This is a genomic window from Roseibium sp. AS2 (genome assembly GCF_038900065.1).
In the GTDB taxonomy this organism is placed as follows: domain Bacteria; phylum Pseudomonadota; class Alphaproteobacteria; order Rhizobiales; family Stappiaceae; genus Roseibium.
Genome location: NZ_JBBMQN010000005.1, coordinates 546,348 through 564,298 on the forward strand (window position 1 = coordinate 546,348; position 17,951 = coordinate 564,298).

Consider the following 17,951-nt stretch of genomic DNA (forward strand, 5'->3'; position numbering starts at 1 on the left):
TTTTCAGGCTCCCGGGCGGTTCAATAGGGTCGGGAAGTGCGCTAGTTGAGATCGGTTTCGGAGATCGGGATCAGCATGGTCCGGCTCAACAGAGTTTCAGGATCGTGAATTTCCGGAACCTGCGCGCATTCGGTTTGTGGACCGCTGGAAAGCGCCAGCGTTCCTTTCAGGTCCGCGCAGATCGGGATCGCCGCCTGGCGCGTGCCGCCGGCGGCGACCGTCATGACATCCAGCAGGGAACCGTCCGTTTCCTCAAGAGCGATCGAGAAGTGTTTGGCAAACAGGGAAATTGTCCTGTCCGCCGAATAGTTGGCCGCCTGTCCGGGCCCGGAGGAGATCACCAGAGCCTCGGGACGGTCCTTGTGGTCGACGCTGTGGCTTTCCAATAGACCGATATCGACCGCATGCGGATTGTTGGTGTCCAGAACCAGAACGACTTCGCCGGCCGGAATGGCATGCACGAGCGCCGCAAAGGCGGAGGCCGACATCCAGGTGCCGTCGCTGATGGCCTGAACGGTCGTTTCCGGCTTTGCTTCCGCCCACAGTTCAAGCGCGTAACTGCTTGCACTGTCGGCGCTGGCGCTATCCGTCAGGCCGAGCGGCAGGTTTGCATAGATAACCAGGCGATCCCGCGGCCCGAGCGTGTTGGCAAGTTCGGTGGCCTTGAGCTTGAGCGCATGCGCACTGGCGCCTTCATTGACGAGAACATGCCTGTTGGCGGGGTCGGCATCCAGTCTTGGCGCCAGCGACGTCATCACCTTTTCCAGGCTGTGCCGGCACACCTCGACGGATTGAGTGTGCCAGGGCGGGCAGATGCCGATCGCCAGGACGTGGTTCTGGCTTGAAGGCTGGTCCTGCGCCTGAGCAGGCACGGGCGGGGTCACCAGCATGGCGAGCATGACTGGAAGGGGCGCAAGCAGCGCCGCCCGGCGCGAAGCGCGCGTCCGCCCGATCATTCCCCTGTTGGTTTCCGCCATCTGTTCTCCCAGTTTCACCGGATGTTCCATGACGCGGGCGGGAACACCTGAAAGTTGCTCCCGGCCGATCTGATAGAGCATGTCGGCCGCGAGACAATCAACGTAAAATGCAGCATCCTGTTATACATCAGAATTCGGAAAACATACTGACTTCACGTGAAGACGGTCTAAATTGAAAAGCGTATATCCATTGAAATTTGGTGCTGTCTGTTAATCAATATTATTTCGGTTTTACAGAAATTGCTGCCGCTGAATCCTGAAGGCAAGAAAGTCCCTGTCGAAAGCTGCGCGTTAAAGGGCCATGTGGCGTTCGATTGGCGCTCTTAACCTCCGCTGGCCGCCGGCACATCGCGCAAGGCGCCGCAGGCCGGGAAACCTGCGGCTTGCCGATTGGCACTGCGTGCCCAGGCCATCAGAGCGATGCGGCGGCCAGTTCGCTCTTCCGGATCACCAGGCGGCTGACGACGTTTTCCACGATCTTGTAACCGGCTTCCTGGTCCAGCGACATGATCGATTCGGGGTGAAACTGAACTGCCGCGATCGCTTCGCTCTGGTGTTCGATCGCCATGACCACGCCGTCCTCCGTTTCCGCCGTCACCCGCAGGTCCGCCGGCAGCGTGTTTCGCTTGGCAAACAGCGAGTGGTAGCGGCCGACAATGACCGGCGCGTCCAACCCGTCGAACAGCAGCGAATTGCCGGCGACCGTGACGGCAGACGGTTTGCCGTGCATCGGAATGTCCAGTTGGCCCAGCTCCGCGCCGAAATATTCGGACAGGGCCTGAAGTCCCAGACAGACGCCGAAAACCGGCAAGGCACGAGCCCGGGCGCGCCCGATCGTGGCCGCGCAATCGAAGTCCTGCGGTTTGCCGGGGCCGGGCGACAGCACCACCAGGTCCGGATTGACGTCGTGGAAAACATGGTCCGCCACAGGCGACCGGTAAGTGACAACCTCCGCGCCGGTCTGCCGGAAATAGTTGGCAAGCGTGTGCACGAAGCTGTCTTCGTGGTCGACCAGCAGGATTTTCAAACCCTGGCCCGGCTTCTTGTTTTCCCGCTTTTCCGCGGCCCGTGTCGCCAGACCGGCTTCGCGCACCGCCGCGCGCATGGCCTCTGCCTTCAGTTCCGTCTCCGCTTCCTCGTCTTCCGGAACACTGTCGTAGAGCAGCGTTGCGCCGGCGCGGATCTGCGCCAGGCCATCCTTGATGCGCACGGTCCTGAGCGTCAGCCCGGTGTTCATGTCGCCGTTGAACAGCACGGCACCGATGGCACCGCCATACCAGGCGCGGGATGATTTTTCATGGTCCTCGATGAACTGCATCGCCCAGCGTTTCGGGGCGCCGGTGACTGTCACGGCCCAGGTGTGCGACAGGAACGCGTCGAGCGCGTCCATGTCATCGCGCAGGATGCCCTCGATGTGATCCACGGTATGGATCAGGCGGGAATACATCTCGATCTGGCGGCGACCGATGACCCTGACCGACCCCGGCACGCAGACCCGGCTCTTGTCGTTGCGGTCGACATCGGAACACATGGTCAGTTCCGCCTCGTCCTTGGCGGAATTCAGAAGCTTGCGGATCTGGGCCTCGTCCTCGATCGCATTCTTGCCGCGCCGGATGGTGCCGGAAATAGGGCAGGTTTCCACCCGCCGGCCACCGGTCACGCGTACATACATTTCCGGTGAGGCGCCGACCAGGTATTCCGCGTTGCCGAGATTGAAGAAGAACGCATAGGGCGACGGGTTGATCTGGCCAAGGCGGCGGCAGACCGCGGAAGGCGGGTTGGGGCAGGGCTCGTAGAAGGTCTGGCCGGGAACCGTCTCGAACAGGTCTCCGCGGCGGAAGTAGTCCTTCGCCTGGTCCACCAGGCGCGCATATTCGCCCGGCTCGTGATCGCCGCGGCCCGGGTCCCGGTTCGCGGGGGCGTAGGGATGCTGCTCGCCGCTCCGCTCCATGCCCCTGGTTGTCCGGCCGTTCACGACAAAGTCGTATTCCAGCACATGGGCGCGCTTGCCGTGGTGATCGACGATCAGGATCTCGTCCGGCAGGAACAGCACGACGTCGCGCTGGTCGTCCGGCCTTTGCAGTTTCAGATCGATCGGCTCGAACTGGAAGGCGACATCGTAACCGAAGGCACCGTAGAGGCCGAGTTGGTCGTCATCGCAGGCAAACATGTCCCGCATCGCCCGCACGATCGAGAAGGTCGAGGGCTGACGGGACCGCTCTTCCTCGTTGAACAGCCTGTCCGGTGTCTTCACGCTCAGGTCGATCCGTGTATCGCCGGCCTCGAAGGTTGCTATGTCCGGATGGGATTTCAATGCTGCAGCGACAGCGGGCAGCAGCAGCTTGCCACGCTCGTTGAGGGCCCGGATTTCCACCCGCCGGTCGGCCGCCTCCAGCACCAGCGGTGGATTGACCAGGGCCATGTCCCAGCGCGTGTAGCGGCCGGGATACTCATAGGACGAGGACAGGACCGCACCGAGTTCGGTGTCCAGACGGTCGATCCATTCGGACGTTCCCGTTTCATAGTCGGACGGACGCGAGGTTCGCAGGATGGTGATCCCGCTGGCGGTTTCATAGGTCTTGTCGGCCAGCACCGGCATGTTCTTCAGGTCCCGTTCTGGTGGCTGCCTGGAAGCGCCGGCGGCCTTATAAAGCACCAAGGCCGCCAGCGGTATCCCGCGGCGGCCTTTGGTTTGATCTATGTTCCGTTCAGAGCATGACTGATCGCTGGCCGCCTATTTCGCGCCGCGCCACCACCATGCTGCCTTCTGGATCGTGTTCATGTCATGAGGCATAGCCGAAGGGGCCTGAAATGGCAACGGCTTTGTTGGCTGCGCGCGCCTCTCGCCGGGCGCAATCAGGTCTCGGGCGCAGTCGGCGCAGCGGCCGTTTTCCAGTCTCCGGTTCGCAATTGACCGGACCCTCATCTTCGCGCCGGATGGAGGGCTCGGCTGTCCTGAAGTCGCGCGCCGGGGCATTGAGGGTCGTGGTGCTGATCGTCTGGGCATTGAGCGAACAGGCCGCTACAAACGGCTGCGAACAGGCTCAAGCGCATGAAAGCCACCGCGTCCACTTCGATTTGTCGTGTTGCTGTCGGCATTTTAACGAAAGATACCGCAAACTCCACAGATCGAAGCAGGTCAAGCTGGTGCGATTCCAGGTCCCGGCTTGACCGATTGGCAAGGATGCGGTCTTTGCGATGCAACAACACCAGGGAATGCACAGGTGCGTGTCCGGCACCTGTCCGGCGCGTGGTGCCGGTGAAGAGTGCGGCGGACAGGGCATGATGAGGGGCGCATGGAACACTACGAACTGATTGTCATCGGCAGCGGACCGGCCGGTCGGCGTGCCGCGATTCAGGCCGCCAAATTCGGCCGCAAGGTTCTCGTGGTCGAACGCGGGCTGCGCGTCGGCGGCGTGTCGGTCCATACCGGCACCATCCCCTCCAAGACCCTGCGCGAGACGGTCCTGAATCTGACCGGTTGGCGCGAGCGCGGCTTTTACGGCCGGGCGTATCGTGTCAAGGACGACCTGACCGCCGCAGACCTGCGCGCGCGCCTCCACATCACCCTTGATCACGAGGTCGAGGTGCTGGAACACCAGTTTGCCCGCAACAAGGTCGACACGATCAGCGGCGAAGCCCGCTTTGTCGATCCGCACAAGATCGAGGTCGAAGGGGATGCGGGCGAAGTCCACACGTTTTCCGCCGACAGGTTTGTCATCGCGGTGGGCACAAAACCGTTTCGCCCGGACTATGTGCCGTTTGACGGTCAATATGTCCTCGACAGTGACGATATCCTGGACCTGAACGAGCTGCCGCGATCGATTGCGGTCATCGGGGCTGGCGTCATCGGCGTCGAATACGCCTCGATCTTCTCCGCGCTGGATGTGCATGTCACGCTGGTGGAACCGCGCGAGACCATGCTCGATTTTCTGGACAAGGAACTGGTGGCGGATTTCACCCATCAGTTGCGCGACCGCGGCATGGCATTGCGTTTCGGCTCCAAGGTGGACCGGATCGAGAAACACGGACCCGGCAATTGCGAGATCACACTGGAAGGCGGGCGATGCGTGCGCTCGAACGTGGTCCTGTTCGCCGCCGGGCGGATGGGAGCAACGCCCGCCCTCGAACTCGAGAACTGCGGCCTTGAGGTCGACCACCGCGGCCGGCTTCAGGTGGATCCGATGACCTTCCAGACCAATGTCCCGCATATTTTCGCCGCCGGTGACGTGATCGGCTTCCCGAGTCTTGCCTCGACCTCCATGGAACAGGGTCGCATTGCCGCCTGCCATGCGCTCGGCGAAAAGGCCTACGATCCGCCGGAGTATTTTCCCTACGGCATCTACGCGGTCCCGGAAATCTCCACCGTCGGCATGACCGAGGAAGAAATCCGTGAACGCGGCATTGCTTATGAATGCGGCGTCGCCCGGTTCCGCGAGACCTCGCGCGGACATATCATGGGCCTGGATACCGGCCTCCTGAAAATGATCTTCTCACTCAAGACGCGGCGCCTGCTGGGCTGCCATATTGTCGGGGAAGGGGCGACCGAGCTGGTGCATATCGGCCAGGCGGTTCTCAATCTGCGCGGCACGCTGGAATATTTCGTCGAGAACACCTTCAACTACCCGACACTCGCCGAAGCCTACAAGATCGCCGCCCTCGACGCCTGGAACCGCATGCCGCCGCAGGAAGAGTGAGACGGAAGCCGAACGCCGATCCGGAACGCTCTGTCGCCTTTCACAAGAAACAGCTTCAACTTTCGCAAAATGGCGCCGGGCCGTGCGACCGGTTAGCTTGAACAGTGAAGTTTCCTTTCTTTAGGCCCATCCAAGGATCGACGATGCCGCAGACCCTGCTTGTGAAAAACGCCGAGATGCTGGTCACCATGGACGGTGCCCGCCGCGAGATCGCCGGTGGCGGGCTTTATGCCGAGGACGGCATCATCCGGCAGGTCGGCCCGACGCAAGACCTGCCGGAAACGGCGGACCGGGTGATCGACGCCTCGGGACAGATTGTCCTGCCGGGCCTCGTCAACACCCATCATCACCTCAACCAGACGCTCACACGCAACCTGCCGGCGGCCCAGAACACCAACCTGTTTCCTTGGCTGCAGGCCCACTACAGGGTCTGGGCGCGAACCAATCCCGATGCCTCGCGTGCCAGCACCCTCGTGGGTCTCGCCGAACTGGCGCTGTCGGGATGCACCACCGTCTTCGACCACACCTATCTCTTTCAGAGCGGCAACAAGGTCGACTACCAGATCGAGGCGGCACGGGAGATCGGCGTGCGCTTTCACGCCAGCCGCGGTTCCATGTCGCTTGGCGAGAGCAAGGGCGGTCTGCCGCCGGACGATTGCGTCGAGGACGAGGAAGAGATCCTGAAGGACACCGTCCGGGTGATCGACCGGTATCATGACGCCGGCCCGGGTGCGATGACCCGCGTTGTCGTGGCGCCCTGTTCACCCTTTTCCGTCTCCCGGGATCTGTTGATCGAGAGCGCGCGTCTTGCCCGCGACAAGGGCGTGATGCTGCACACCCATCTGTGCGAAACCTCCGACGAGGAACGTTACACGCTGGAGCGTTTCGGCAAGCGGCCGGTGGACTGGATGGAAGGGCTGGAGTGGACCGGTCCGGATGTCTGGTACGCCCATGCCATTCATGTGAATGATGACGAGATCCGTCTGTTCGCGCAGACCGGCTGCGGCGCAGCCCATTGCCCCTGTTCCAACATGCGGCTGGCGTCCGGCATCGCCCCGGTCAAGAAATACATGGCCGCGGGTGTCCGGGTCGGCCTCGGCGTCGACGGCTCGGCCTCCAATGACGGCTCGGGCATGTTGGCCGAGGTGCGTCAGGCGATGCTGCTCGCCCGACTGGAACTGGGCCTGAGGCCGGCGGAAGGGCCGGACCGGCAAGCCCTTCTGCCGCCGTCACATCCTTCCAGGGCCGGGGAATGGATGACGGCCCGCGAGGCCCTGGAACTGGCAACACTGGGCGGTGCCTCCGTTCTCGGCCGCGAGGACATCGGCTCCCTGGCGCCGGGAAAATGCGCCGACTTCTTCACGCTGGACCTGACGACGCTGAGTTACGCGGGGGCTCTCCACGATCCTGTCGCTGCCACAGTCTTCTGCGCCCCGCAGGCGGCGAAGACAACGGTTGTCCACGGGCACGTGATCGTTCAGGACGGAGAGGTGGTCACATTGGACATGGAGCCTGTGATCCGGGAACACAATCGTCTCAGCCTGGCGCTGGCGGCGGGGGAATAGACGGCTTCGCTTCGGAGAGGTTCAGGACCCGTCGGCACGTGTTGCCGGCAAGGTCATCGCGAAGTTCTCTGTATTTGCCATCCCGAACGGCAGCGGGTCGCTCCACGGGACTGTGTTCAGCCGTTCAGCACAACCAGCAATTTTCCGGTGCCTGCGCGTCCGTGACCTCGCCGCCGTCCTGGATCCAGCTGGTGATGCCCTTTTCGACATTGGCAACCCTGGTGAAGCCTGCCTGGCCGGCCAGATACTCGGACAGCATCTGGCTGCGCCGGCCGGTGCGGCAGATGAGGACGAGTTCGTCGGCCGGGCCGGAGATCAGTTTCTGCAGCTCCGCGCCGAAACCGGGGTTCACCTTGCCGTCCTGGTCGAAAAAGGTCAGCAGATGGCTGCCCGGGATGACCCCGGTTTCGCGCCATTCCTCCGGCCGGCGTATGTCGATCACGGTGGTGCCCGCCGCAAGCTTCGCCTTCAGGTCCTCATTGCCGATGTCGGAGAACTTCTTCGCCTTGACGTCAAGTAGCTCGATCTCGAATTTCAGCGTGGCATCGGGCGGGATGACGCCACCGGCGCCCTTTGAGCCATAGGCCATGTCCGGCGGAATGATCAGCTCTCGCTTGCCGCCGACCTGCATGCCTTCGACGCCCTGTTCCCAGCCCGGGATCACCCGGCGCTCACCGAGCGTGAAGGAAAACGGTGTGCCGCGGTCGACACTGCTGTCGAACTTGGTGCCGTCCATCAGCCAGCCGGTGTAATGCACCACCACCGTCTCGCCGACATTGGCCTCCTCGCCGGTGCCTTTTTCGATGTCGCGTATCTGCATCTCTTCCTGGGCGGCGGCGGATACCGTCAAAAGGGCGGGAAGGGCGAGGGCGGCCAGCCATTTCTTGATCATCGGGTCATCACCTGCTTGCGGTCTGCGTCTTTGCGCGAAAAGTTGCCGCCAAGGTTCACGATTGGCGGCGGGATTGCAATTCAACGCTATTTGATGGCGGATCTTTGACAAGAGGACGGGACGACGCAGCCGTGAGAGAACCGGGCACCCTCAGGTGAGCGGTACGTGGATCGGCCCCGGGAAAACCTCATCAGGAGAAGCCGCGGCAGGTCCACAGCCTAAGGCAACTTCTTTTCTCCCGCCGAGCGAAGGAGTTTTTCAAGCAGGCCGGACAGGTGCTGCTGTTCTTCCGCGCTCAGTCCATTGACCGCCCCGTGCTGAACCTCGATATAGTCCGGGATCTTCGTTTTGATCAGGGTCAGGCCTTTCGGGCTCAGGCAGACCGACAGGGCACGGCGGTCGCCCGGATGGGGTGTCCGCTCAATCAGACCGGCCTTTTCAAGCTTGTCGAGACGGGCGGTCATGCCCCCGGAACTCATCATCGTGGTCCGGTACAGTTCGGTGGGGGTCAGCTTGTAGGGCGGACCCGAGCGCACCAGGGTCGCCAGAACATCGAACTCGCCGGTCTTGAGCCCGATCTCCGCATAGGCCGGAGCCAGATAGTCACGGCTCATGACCTGTGCGGCTTCGCTCAACCGGCCGAGCAGCACCATCGGCGACAGCCGGTCACGGACTTCCGGCATTTCCTTTTGCCATTGCCGCCGGGCCCGCTCGGCACGGTCGGTGAGGAGATCTTCCGGATCCCCGAACAGGGCTTCCTTGGAAGGGGCCGGATCTCGTGTTTGCTTGCTCATGGAAAAGTGTCCGATCCAGTCAGTCCGCGCATCCGGGGAACCTGGATCCCGGTATGTGCCGGATGCGGTTCAACACGCTGAAAACAGGTTGTTTCCTTGCCGGAAACCTGACCGCAGCACCGTCGAATGTCAATGAAAATCAAGAATCTTTAAATCAAGAATCTTGAAATAAAGATAAAATAGGTTATCTCATGTCCGAAGCGCGCGGAACTGTGACGGCGCTGACGAATGTCATGAAAGGACAGTGCGATGACAGCCCCGATCAGATCCGTACGGACATTGAAAGCAGATGGTTCCGGTCACGGACAAATTGATACCCCGTCCGGGGCCGTGAAGATGTTTGAACAGCCTGTGGTGCTGCTCCTTGTCGTCGGCAGCTTTCTCGCGGTTTCCACGGTGATTGCCAAGGCGGCACCTGCGGCCGGGTGGCATCCCCTGGCCCTGTTGCAATGGTCCATTCTCGGCGGTGCGGCCGGTCTCTTCGTGATCACACGGCTTGCCATGCCACGATATCGCCGCGCCGGACTGGCGCGCGCACGGCCGGACACAGGGCAACTTGCCGTCTATCTCATTGTCAGCGGGGTGTTGTTCATCGCGCCGAACATGATCGCCTTCTCAGCCGCTCCCAGGGTCGGCGCGGGGTTCGTGTCACTGAGCTTTGCCTTCCCGCTGGTCCTGACCTATGCCTTTGCCGTGCTGCTGCGTCTCGAACGGCTTCAGGCGTTGCGCGGGGCAGGGGTGCTGGCCGGTCTCGCCGGCGCCGTGCTGCTGGCGGTTTCAGGCAAGGACCTTGATGTCGACGCCTCCTGGTGGACGATGTTTGCCCTGACGATCCCGGTTTTCCTGTCCGTTGGAAACATCTACCGGACCCTGCGCTGGCCGGTGGGCGCGCGACCGGTGGATCTCGCTCTCGGCATGATGGCGGCCGGTTTCACCGCGCTCGCCCTGTTCAATGCGATGGCGGGTATCCCGCTGACGCCGATTGCCTGGAGCTTTGACAGTTTCGGCCTCCTGATCGCCCAGATGGCGATCTTTGCCTTGCAGTACGGGCTCTATTTCAGGCTGCAACAGACGGCAGGTCCTGTCTATCTCAGCCAGATAGGGTCAGTGGCGGCTGTGGTCGGCCTCGGTTTGGGGTATCTGGTGTTCGGCGAGGTGCCGGACATGGCGAAACTGGCCGCCGTCGCATCGGTCGGTGCCGGGATCGTTCTTGTGTCCCTGCGCCGTGGCGCGTCCTGATCAGGCGTATCGCGGTCTGCCTACGGCCTCAGCCCCACAACCAGGCCGCACCGCGCACGCCTGAGCTGTCACCATGAACAGCCTTGCGGATAGGTGTTTCGAACGTATCGGAAAAGATGAAGGGCAGCATGGCCGCCGGCAGGTCGTCATAGAGTTCGTCGATGTTCGACATGCCGCCGCCAAGTACGAACACATCCGGGTCCAGCAGATTGGCGGACATGGCCAGGGAGCGTCCGAGACGGCTGACATAAGCCTCGTAGACGCTCACCGCCGTTTCATCGCCGGTGCGTTTCAGCGCCATGATCTCATGGCCCTTCAGAAGGTGTCCGGTCCTGTCCTTGTAGTCGAGCTGAAACCCGGTGCCCGAGCACCAGCGGTCGATAACGCCCTTGTGCCCGATCCAGCTGTTCGGTCCGGGAAATTCCTCCGCTGTCAGCCAGGGCACGGTGATCGCGCCCCATTCGCCGCCAATGCCGTTGGCGCCAAGATGGGCTTTGCCGTCGATCGCGATGCCGGAACCACAGCCCGTGCCGATAATGATGGCATGAACGACATGTTCCCCGGCGCCTGCGCCATCGGTTGCCTCCGAGACAGCCAGGCAGTTGGCATCGTTCTGGATGCGCACGGGCCGGCCAAGGACCGCCTGAAGGTCCTTGTCCAGCGGCTTGCCGTTCATCCAGGTGGAATTGGCGTTTTTCACCAGACCCGTTTTGGGGGACAGTGACCCCGGAATGCCAAGGCCGAGCGTGCCGGTTTCGGCCGTGGCCTGTTCTGCCGCCTCGACCAGATGCCGAACGGCGTGCAGACAGCCGTCATAATCGTCGCGGGGGGTGTCCAGCCGTTGCCGGAACATCTCCGCGCCCGCGTCTGACAGCGCGATGATCTCGATTTTGGTCCCACCCCAGTCAATACCCAGGCGCATGTCAGTCCATCCGTGTTGGCAATTCGAAAGCTGCGGGCCCACCGGCGAGTTCGTGCGCCTGTTTGCCGTAGCTTTTGAATTTGGTCAGGATTTCGGCCATTTCCCGATCATCGAGCAGGACCGGATCTCCAAGGGAAAGCGCGGACAGATACTGGTCCGCCAGATCCTCGACGCCCTCGGCGACCGAGAGTGCCTTCCTGAGCGTCGGCGCACCGGCGATCTGTCCGTGATTGGCAAGGAGGCAGGCATTGCGCGGACCGAGCGCCGCGACCATGGTTTCCGACAGGGCTTTCGTGCCGAAGCTGGCGTAGTCCGCGCACGCGATCCGGTCGCCCCCCGCAAGCGCGACCATATAGTGAAAGGCCGGAATTCCACGCCGGTGGCAGGACAGGGCGGTGGCGCGGGGGCTGTGGCAATGAACGACCGCGCCGCACTCCGGCCTGGCGAGATAGAAATCCAGATGCATGCGCCATTCGGAAGAAGGCAGAATGTCCCCCCGGTATCGTCCCTGGAAATCAAGGGCGACGATGCTGTCGTCGCGCAGCTCTTCATAGGGTGTTCCCGACGGGGTCACCAAAAAGCCGGAATCTGTACGTGCACTGACATTGCCGGAGGTGCCCTTGGTCAGTCCCAGCCGGGGCAATGCGCGCGCGGTCTCGATGATTTCGCGGCGCAGATCGGCTGAGTCGACTGGGAAGGTGGACATTCTGAACCTTGTAGGCTGAATCTGCGGACCTGTGCACATGTGCTCGGACCGGATTGCAGGAGGATCGTTGAACAGGTGCCTAAATGACAGCTATCCGGTTGCGTTTTCAAGAGTTTGCTTCGATAAATTCTCAATCCTCGGCCCTCCGGTCGGGTGGCAAGGCGAGTTGAACGGAAATGACGGGACTCGCGAACAGGGTCTGGGAGCGGCTCAAGGCCTGGAGACCGGTACCGGGTGATGGCCGCGAAGACCTGCGCCCCGGCGGACGGCCCGCGGCGCGCGGCACCGGCCCGCGATGGGCCGAGTCCGAAGCAGACGACCTCCAGGCCCCTGCACGGGACAAGCCGGACAACCTGGCGCACCCGCCGGCTGCCGGCAGGCCTCAGGTAACGGCCTTTTATGTCTGGGGAACACTGGCGCTGCTCATGATGGGCTTCGCGCTGGCGGGGATTGCCCTGCATCTGCGGCAGGACGTGGCGGGGGACACCGCTCCACGCCTGGCCGATCCGCTGTCACCTCTGCCGCAAAGGGAGCGCGAGGCCCTTCTCGATCCGGCGCCGGAGCTGGCCGCCGAATTGAAGCGCGGATTTCACGGCGCGCCGGATACGCTGTGCGACGAGTTGCGCGCGCTTGGTCTCGCAAATCAGGGCTGGCACAGGGCACCGTTCCAGACAGGCCGCTGGCAGTGTGCGTCCGATCTGGTGCCCCTGACGACACCGAGCGTGGACTACGGTTCCACGACCCTGTTTTTCCTGTTGCGTGGTTCGTCCGAGGACAGCATCGACTATCTCCGTATCAAGCTGGTGGTCGAGGATCCGCGCCAGAAGCAGATCGGGCTCGATGCGGTCTGGCTGGTGATCGACGCGCTCGCGGACCGCTATGGCTGGACGATGCCGGACAGGTTTCGCGCCGCGGTCGGCGGGTTTCGGCAACTGGAAACAAGCCACCACGGCGTACGTGTGTCCGTGGCACCCGAGGATCCCGCCCTGACGGGAGATCCGCTTGCCAGCGGGCGCCTGAACATCATCATGAATTTCGGCGAGTCGGACCTGATCCGCCCCGCGGACAAGTTCCGCCAGGCGCCGCCGCTTGAAAGTGGCTGGGAGGTCAAGGACCGGACCGGTCGGGCAGGGGAATGAACTCCTCCGCGTCGCCCGGAACAGTATCGAAACGGCCTGTGCGCCAGTCCTCCTTGGCCTGTTCGATGCGTTCCCTGGACGAGGACACGAAGTTCCACCAGATGTAGCGCCTGCCGTCCATTGGCTCGCCGCCGAGCACTACGAGGCGGGCGGGTACCGGGGTGTTGTTCTCGATGACGAGGTGATCGCCCGGCTTGAAGACAAGCAGTTGCGCCGGATCGAAGCTCTGGCCGGCGATGGTTATCCGGCCGGAAACCGTGTAGAGCCCGCGTTCCTCCCAGCCGGCGTCGAGCGGGATTTTCGCGCCGGGGTCAAGACAAATGTCCGCGTAGAACATGTCCGAAGCGGTCGTCACCGGAGCCTTGTGGCCATAGAGTTGGCCGGCGATCAGCTTGACGGAGGCGCCCTTGTCTGAAAATTCCGGCTGCTCCTGAGTCCCGAAATGCTGGAAGGACGGCTCGCCTTCCTCAAGATGCCTTGGCAGGGCAACCCAGCTTTGCAGTCCGAACAACGTCCGGTTCAGCATCTTGCGGTCAGGTTGCTCCCGCTCGGAATGAACGATGCCCTTGCCCGCGCTCATCCAGTTCAGCGCGCCCGGGGCAATCGCGATTTCAGTTCCCAGACTGTCACGGTGATACATTTCCCCTTCGAAGAGATAGGTCACCGTTGCAAGACCGATATGGGGATGCGGGCGCACGTCGATACCGCCGCCGACAAGTAGTTCCGCCGGTCCCATCTGGTCGAAGAAGATGAACGGACCGATCATGCGCCGCCGCGCGGACGGCAGCGCCCGACGCACGGAGAAGCCGCCGAGATCAGAGGTTCGCGGCACGATGACCATGTCAACGGGATCGCAGCTCGCGGCGTCGCCCGCGACCGGATCAGGGGTGTTCAACCAACTCATCTGCCATTCCTTCACTGTGAATGTGCGTCTGAAAGTCAGATAAGGTCTTCTCCGTCAGAATGTCCATTGAACAGTGCGTTTCCGTCTTTTCAATCCTGCAGGCATCGTTATAAAGGCCAGCCCTTCGCGCAAATTTGGATAGCTCATTATGAAACGCGTCATGATCGTCGGTGCCCCAGGATCCGGCAAGAGCACGCTCGCGCGTGCGCTTGGCAAGAAAACCGGTCTGCCGGTCCATCACATGGACAAGATCCACCACGGGCCGGACTGGGCCGCACGCCCGGAAGTGGAAAAGGACCGGCTCATCCGTGAAGTGCATGTTCTGGACCGCTGGATATTCGAAGGTGGACACTCGAAGACCTACAAGGAAAGGGCCGCCCGCGCCGACACCTTCATCTGGCTTGATGTGCCCGTTGGCCGGCGCTTGTTTCGTGTGTTGCGCCGATCCGTGAGATTTCGTGGCCGCAGCCGCCCGGACCTCCCGGACGGCTGTGTGGAACGTTTCAACCTGCAGACCCTCGAGTTTTTTTATTTCATCTGGCGGACACGTCACAGCTCCCGGCGCAAGTTGGAGGCTATTTTTCGAGCGCCGCCGGCTCATCTGACGGTCCACCGGCTGGAAACGTTCGCCGACGTCCGTCAATACCTGGACGGTGTCGCAGAACTGCAGTCATAGCGCCGTCCCGCCTTGACAGCAGGCGCGCCGGGCGACATGGCAGTCCCGCAACATCTTTTACCGGCAGGACGGCGCCAGCATGAAACTCGATCCGTTTTACCTCATCCTCGACAGCTCAGACTGGATCGCGCGGCTGGTGCCGCTTGGCGTCAAGCTGGTTCAACTGCGCATCAAGGACATGCCAGAAGGCGAACTTCGTAGGGAAATAGCCGCCTCGAAGGCGGTCTGCGAGGACCATGGCTGCCGGCTGATCGTCAACGACCACTGGCAGCTGGCCATCGAGGAAGGCTGCGATTTTGTCCATCTGGGGCAGGAGGATCTTGCCGACGCGGACCTCGCCGCCATTCGCAATTCCGGTCTCAAGCTGGGTGTTTCCACCCATGACGGCGATGAACTCGACACGGCCCTTGTCGCCGAACCGGACTATGTGGCGCTGGGCCCTGTTTACCCGACCGTCTCGAAAGACCTGAAATGGGCCCCCCAGGGGCTGGACAGGATCGGCGGATGGAAGAGACGTATCTGCGGACTGCCTCTTGTCACGATCGGTGGCCTTACGCTGGAAAGGGTGTCGGGCGTTTTTGAACACGGCGCCGACGCGGCCGCCGTCATTTCCGATGTCACCGGAAATCGGGACCCGGAATCCCGGACACGGGCGTGGCTTGCGCTGACCGAAACATGGCGGTGAAGGCCGGGGCGCCCGACCAGAAAGACAGTCGGCTTCGGGTGCCGCTCAGGCGAATATCGCCTTGTCGCACGCGACCTGATCGCGCAGGAAATCCCTGACGGCGGCCACATGGCGCAAGGGCCGCGAGCTTTCATGGGTCACCATCCAGTAGGCCCGGTGGATCTTGATTTCCGGCAGTATCGCAACAAGGCCGGGATCTCCGCGGGCGATGAAATCGTGCAGGATGCCGATGCCTGCGCCTGCGCGCACCGCCTCGGTCTGGCCGAGGGCGGAGGCGATTTCGAACCGGGCCGACCAGTTGCGCGTTATCTCCGTGCCATAGCTGAGCGAGGGCGAATAGAGAATGTCCTCGACATAGCCGATCAGGTCGTGCGCGCTTAGATCGCCGGCATTTCCGGGCGTGCCGCGCCGGTCGAGATAGCTCCTGGAGGCGTAAAGGCCGAGCGCGTAGTCCACCAGTTTGCCCGCGACGAGGCGCCCGGTTTCCGGCCGGTCGACCGTGACCGCTATGTCGGCTTCCCGACGTGACAGCGAGAAGGAGCGGGGCATGGGGACGAGCTGGATCGTCAGGCCCGGATGCCTTTCGGTGAGCTTGCCCAGGCGCGGTGCGAGATAGGCAACCCCGAACCCGTCCGGCGCGCCGATACGCACGGTGCCGCCAATGCCGGGCGTGTCGCCCGCAAGATCCGCCTGGGCGGCGACGGCTTCCGCTTCCATGCGTTCCGCCCGTTCAAAGAAACGGCTGCCGCCTTCGGTCAGAACACATCCGGACGTCGATCGGTCGAAAAGGCGGGTGCCCAGGCTTTCTTCCAGGGCCGTGAGCCGACGGGCAACCGTCGCGTGGTTCACGCCCAGCCGCCGGGCGGCCGCAAGGATCTGTCCCGTGCGGGCGATGGCCAGGAACACACGGATATCATCCCAGTTCATTGCAAAAGGGCTCCATGACAGGCGGGCTTAGCCTCGGTCCCCGATCAACCCGAACCGGTGGTTTTGTTCGGCAGACCATGTCTTGACCGCGCGATCGGTCGAGACCTGCGGATGACAATCGGGGGGGATTGCATCTATCGTTCTGGAAGACGGGTGTATTTTCGGGCGAGCGCATTTGGAAATTCTGCCATAACTATAAAAATTGCACAACAGAACCGGAAATCTGCGGCTTGTTTGATGCAAAAATAAAAGTCAGAAAGACGGCATACAGAACGCACAAGAGCTTGGCCTGCGCGTCAGGACATTTGGGAGCAACGGAAAATGCAGAAGATCGGTCATTTTATCGGCGGCAAGCGCGTGGAAGGCACGTCTGGCCGTTTTGCGGATGTCTTTAATCCGGCAACGGGCGAAGTGCAGGCACAGGTCGCACTCGCCAGCCAGCAGGAGATGGACGCTGCCATCGCCAATGCCGCCGCCGCGCAGCCGGCCTGGGCAGCGACCAACCCGCAGCGCCGCGCCCGCGTAATGATGAAGTTCGTCGACTTGCTCAACCGCGACATGGACAAGCTGGCCGAGGCGCTCTCCCGTGAACACGGCAAGACCCTGCCGGACGCCAAGGGCGACGTGATCCGCGGCCTGGAAGTTGCCGAATTCTGCATCGGCGCGCCGCATCTCCTGAAGGGCGAATATACCGAGGGCGCAGGGCCGGGCATTGACATGTATTCCATGCGCCAGCCGCTCGGTGTTGTCGCCGGCATCACGCCGTTCAACTTCCCTGCCATGATCCCGATGTGGAAATTCTGTCCGGCGATCGCGGCCGGAAACAGCTTCATCCTGAAGCCGTCCGAGCGCGATCCGTCCGTGCCGATCATGCTTGCCGAACTGATGATTGAGGCCGGTCTGCCCGCCGGGATCCTGAACGTCGTCAACGGCGACAAGAGCGCCGTGGATGCCATTCTGGACGACGAGACGATCCAGGCGGTCGGCTTCGTCGGCTCCACCCCGATTGCACAATATGTCTATTCCCGCGCGACGGCCTCCGGCAAGCGCGCCCAGTGCTTCGGCGGTGCCAAGAACCACATGATCATCATGCCGGATGCCGACATGGATCAGGCCGCCGACGCGCTCATCGGCGCCGGCTACGGCGCGGCCGGCGAACGCTGCATGGCCGTTTCCGTGGCGGTTCCGGTCGGCGAAAGCACGGCGAACGCGCTGATCGAGAAACTCGCACCGAAGGTCGAGGCCCTGAAGATCGGTCCGTACACGGCCGGCAATGATGTCGACTTCGGTCCGCTGGTCACGAAGGAGGCGCTTGCGCGCGTCAAGGGCCTGGTCGAGCAGGGCATCAAGGAAGGTGCCAAGCTCGTCGTCGACGGCCGGGATTTCTCCATGCAGGGCTATGAGGACGGCTTCTTCATGGGCGGCTGTCTGTTCGACAATGTCACGAAAGACATGGACATCTACAAGACCGAGATCTTCGGACCGGTGCTGTCCGTTATCCGCGCCGAGACCTACGAGGAAGCCCTCGACCTGCCGATGAGCCACGAATACGGCAACGGCACGGCGATCTTCACAAGGGACGGCGACACCGCCCGTGACTTTGCCTCCCGCATCAACATCGGCATGGTCGGCATCAACGTGCCGATCCCGGTGCCGCTTGCCTATCACACGTTCGGCGGCTGGAAGAAATCCGGCTTTGGCGACCTCAACCAGCACGGTTCCGACGGGTTCAAGTTCTACACCCGCACCAAGACCGTGACCTCCCGCTGGCCGTCGGGCCTGAAGGACGGTGCCGAGTTCTCCATTCCGACGATGAAGTAGACATCGC

General features: G+C 62.6%; 15 protein-coding genes. 7 read left to right on the top strand and 8 right to left on the bottom strand.

Annotation, left to right across the window (positions count from 1 at the left end; genetic code table 11):
* Positions 1-41 precede the first annotated feature (41 nt).
* Positions 42-1,058 carry a hypothetical protein gene (locus tag WNZ15_RS17580; RefSeq protein WP_342894295.1) on the bottom strand — a complete coding sequence of 339 codons (1,017 nt, stop codon included), beginning with the start codon at positions 1,056-1,058 and terminating at the stop codon, positions 42-44.
* 331 nt (positions 1,059-1,389) lie between these two features.
* On the bottom strand, positions 1,390-3,576 hold the full coding sequence (locus tag WNZ15_RS17585) for an anthranilate synthase component I (RefSeq protein ID WP_342894379.1): 2,187 nt from the start codon (positions 3,574-3,576) through the stop codon (positions 1,390-1,392).
* A 697-nt stretch (positions 3,577-4,273) separates the two neighbouring features.
* On the opposite strand from WNZ15_RS17585, the gene sthA reads away from it, so the two are divergent.
* Complete coding sequence (gene sthA / locus WNZ15_RS17590) at positions 4,274-5,674, top strand: Si-specific NAD(P)(+) transhydrogenase (RefSeq protein ID WP_342894296.1); 1,401 nt, start codon at positions 4,274-4,276, stop codon at positions 5,672-5,674.
* A gap of 143 nt (positions 5,675-5,817) precedes the next feature.
* Complete coding sequence (locus tag WNZ15_RS17595; RefSeq protein ID WP_342894297.1) at positions 5,818-7,239, top strand: 8-oxoguanine deaminase; 1,422 nt, start codon at positions 5,818-5,820, stop codon at positions 7,237-7,239.
* A 124-nt stretch (positions 7,240-7,363) separates the two neighbouring features.
* On the opposite strand, the gene WNZ15_RS17600 is transcribed toward WNZ15_RS17595, so the two are convergent.
* Together WNZ15_RS17600 and WNZ15_RS17605 are read right to left on the bottom strand one after the other, a co-directional pair.
* Positions 7,364-8,131 (bottom strand): FKBP-type peptidyl-prolyl cis-trans isomerase, encoded by a 768-nt coding sequence (locus WNZ15_RS17600; RefSeq protein ID WP_342894298.1) that lies wholly within the window; start codon positions 8,129-8,131, stop codon positions 7,364-7,366.
* Positions 8,132-8,349: 218 nt separating this feature from the next.
* On the bottom strand, positions 8,350-8,925 hold the full coding sequence (locus WNZ15_RS17605; protein ID WP_342894299.1) for a MarR family winged helix-turn-helix transcriptional regulator: 576 nt from the start codon (positions 8,923-8,925) through the stop codon (positions 8,350-8,352).
* 336 nt (positions 8,926-9,261) lie between these two features.
* On the opposite strand from WNZ15_RS17605, the gene WNZ15_RS17610 reads away from it, so the two are divergent.
* Positions 9,262-10,164 carry a DMT family transporter gene (locus WNZ15_RS17610; protein WP_342894300.1) on the top strand — a complete coding sequence of 301 codons (903 nt, stop codon included), beginning with the start codon at positions 9,262-9,264 and terminating at the stop codon, positions 10,162-10,164.
* Positions 10,165-10,192: 28 nt separating this feature from the next.
* On the opposite strand, the gene WNZ15_RS17615 is transcribed toward WNZ15_RS17610, so the two are convergent.
* On the bottom strand, positions 10,193-11,086 hold the full coding sequence (locus WNZ15_RS17615; protein ID WP_342894301.1) for an ROK family protein: 894 nt from the start codon (positions 11,084-11,086) through the stop codon (positions 10,193-10,195).
* A gap of 1 nt (position 11,087) precedes the next feature.
* On the bottom strand, positions 11,088-11,792 hold the full coding sequence (locus tag WNZ15_RS17620; protein ID WP_342894302.1) for a class II aldolase/adducin family protein: 705 nt from the start codon (positions 11,790-11,792) through the stop codon (positions 11,088-11,090).
* A 176-nt stretch (positions 11,793-11,968) separates the two neighbouring features.
* Here WNZ15_RS17620 and WNZ15_RS17625 point away from each other — a divergent pair, with 176 nt between their 5' ends.
* A complete protein-coding gene (locus WNZ15_RS17625; RefSeq protein ID WP_342894303.1) occupies positions 11,969-12,931 on the top strand; it encodes a DUF6030 family protein in 963 nt (320 codons plus the stop codon).
* Here WNZ15_RS17625 and WNZ15_RS17630 read toward each other — a convergent pair.
* Complete coding sequence (locus WNZ15_RS17630) at positions 12,900-13,835, bottom strand: pirin family protein (RefSeq protein ID WP_342894304.1); 936 nt, start codon at positions 13,833-13,835, stop codon at positions 12,900-12,902. The genes WNZ15_RS17625 and WNZ15_RS17630 overlap by 32 nt on opposite strands.
* A gap of 148 nt (positions 13,836-13,983) precedes the next feature.
* Here WNZ15_RS17630 and WNZ15_RS17635 point away from each other — a divergent pair, with 148 nt between their 5' ends.
* The gene (locus WNZ15_RS17635; RefSeq protein ID WP_342894305.1) at positions 13,984-14,511 is read left to right on the top strand and encodes an AAA family ATPase; all 528 of its coding nucleotides are present in this window, start codon (positions 13,984-13,986) and stop codon (positions 14,509-14,511) included.
* Between the two features lie 79 nt (positions 14,512-14,590).
* A complete protein-coding gene (locus WNZ15_RS17640; RefSeq protein ID WP_342894306.1) occupies positions 14,591-15,196 on the top strand; it encodes a thiamine phosphate synthase in 606 nt (201 codons plus the stop codon).
* A 45-nt stretch (positions 15,197-15,241) separates the two neighbouring features.
* On the opposite strand, the gene WNZ15_RS17645 is transcribed toward WNZ15_RS17640, so the two are convergent.
* A complete protein-coding gene (locus WNZ15_RS17645) occupies positions 15,242-16,123 on the bottom strand; it encodes a LysR family transcriptional regulator (RefSeq protein WP_342894307.1) in 882 nt (293 codons plus the stop codon).
* Between the two features lie 321 nt (positions 16,124-16,444).
* On the opposite strand from WNZ15_RS17645, the gene WNZ15_RS17650 reads away from it, so the two are divergent.
* Positions 16,445-17,944: a CoA-acylating methylmalonate-semialdehyde dehydrogenase gene (locus WNZ15_RS17650; protein WP_342894308.1), complete on the top strand. Its 1,500-nt coding sequence runs from the start codon at positions 16,445-16,447 to the stop codon at positions 17,942-17,944.
* The last annotated feature ends 7 nt before the right edge of the window (positions 17,945-17,951 follow it).

Coding starts and splice junctions, on each gene's coding strand:
- WNZ15_RS17625 (WP_342894303.1), top strand. CDS start 11,969: ATGACGGGACTCGCGAACAGGGTCTGGGAGCGGCTCAAGGCCTGGAGA.
- WNZ15_RS17580 (WP_342894295.1), bottom strand. CDS start 1,058: ATGCTCTATCAGATCGGCCGGGAGCAACTTTCAGGTGTTCCCGCCCGC.
- sthA (WP_342894296.1), top strand. CDS start 4,274: ATGGAACACTACGAACTGATTGTCATCGGCAGCGGACCGGCCGGTCGG.
- WNZ15_RS17615 (WP_342894301.1), bottom strand. CDS start 11,086: ATGCGCCTGGGTATTGACTGGGGTGGGACCAAAATCGAGATCATCGCG.
- WNZ15_RS17640 (WP_342894306.1), top strand. CDS start 14,591: ATGAAACTCGATCCGTTTTACCTCATCCTCGACAGCTCAGACTGGATC.
- WNZ15_RS17620 (WP_342894302.1), bottom strand. CDS start 11,792: ATGTCCACCTTCCCAGTCGACTCAGCCGATCTGCGCCGCGAAATCATC.
- WNZ15_RS17645 (WP_342894307.1), bottom strand. CDS start 16,123: ATGAACTGGGATGATATCCGTGTGTTCCTGGCCATCGCCCGCACGGGA.
- WNZ15_RS17585 (WP_342894379.1), bottom strand. CDS start 3,576: ATGCCGGTGCTGGCCGACAAGACCTATGAAACCGCCAGCGGGATCACC.
- WNZ15_RS17635 (WP_342894305.1), top strand. CDS start 13,984: ATGAAACGCGTCATGATCGTCGGTGCCCCAGGATCCGGCAAGAGCACG.
- WNZ15_RS17595 (WP_342894297.1), top strand. CDS start 5,818: ATGCCGCAGACCCTGCTTGTGAAAAACGCCGAGATGCTGGTCACCATG.
- WNZ15_RS17605 (WP_342894299.1), bottom strand. CDS start 8,925: ATGAGCAAGCAAACACGAGATCCGGCCCCTTCCAAGGAAGCCCTGTTC.
- WNZ15_RS17600 (WP_342894298.1), bottom strand. CDS start 8,131: ATGATCAAGAAATGGCTGGCCGCCCTCGCCCTTCCCGCCCTTTTGACG.
- WNZ15_RS17630 (WP_342894304.1), bottom strand. CDS start 13,835: ATGAGTTGGTTGAACACCCCTGATCCGGTCGCGGGCGACGCCGCGAGC.
- WNZ15_RS17610 (WP_342894300.1), top strand. CDS start 9,262: ATGTTTGAACAGCCTGTGGTGCTGCTCCTTGTCGTCGGCAGCTTTCTC.
- WNZ15_RS17650 (WP_342894308.1), top strand. CDS start 16,445: ATGCAGAAGATCGGTCATTTTATCGGCGGCAAGCGCGTGGAAGGCACG.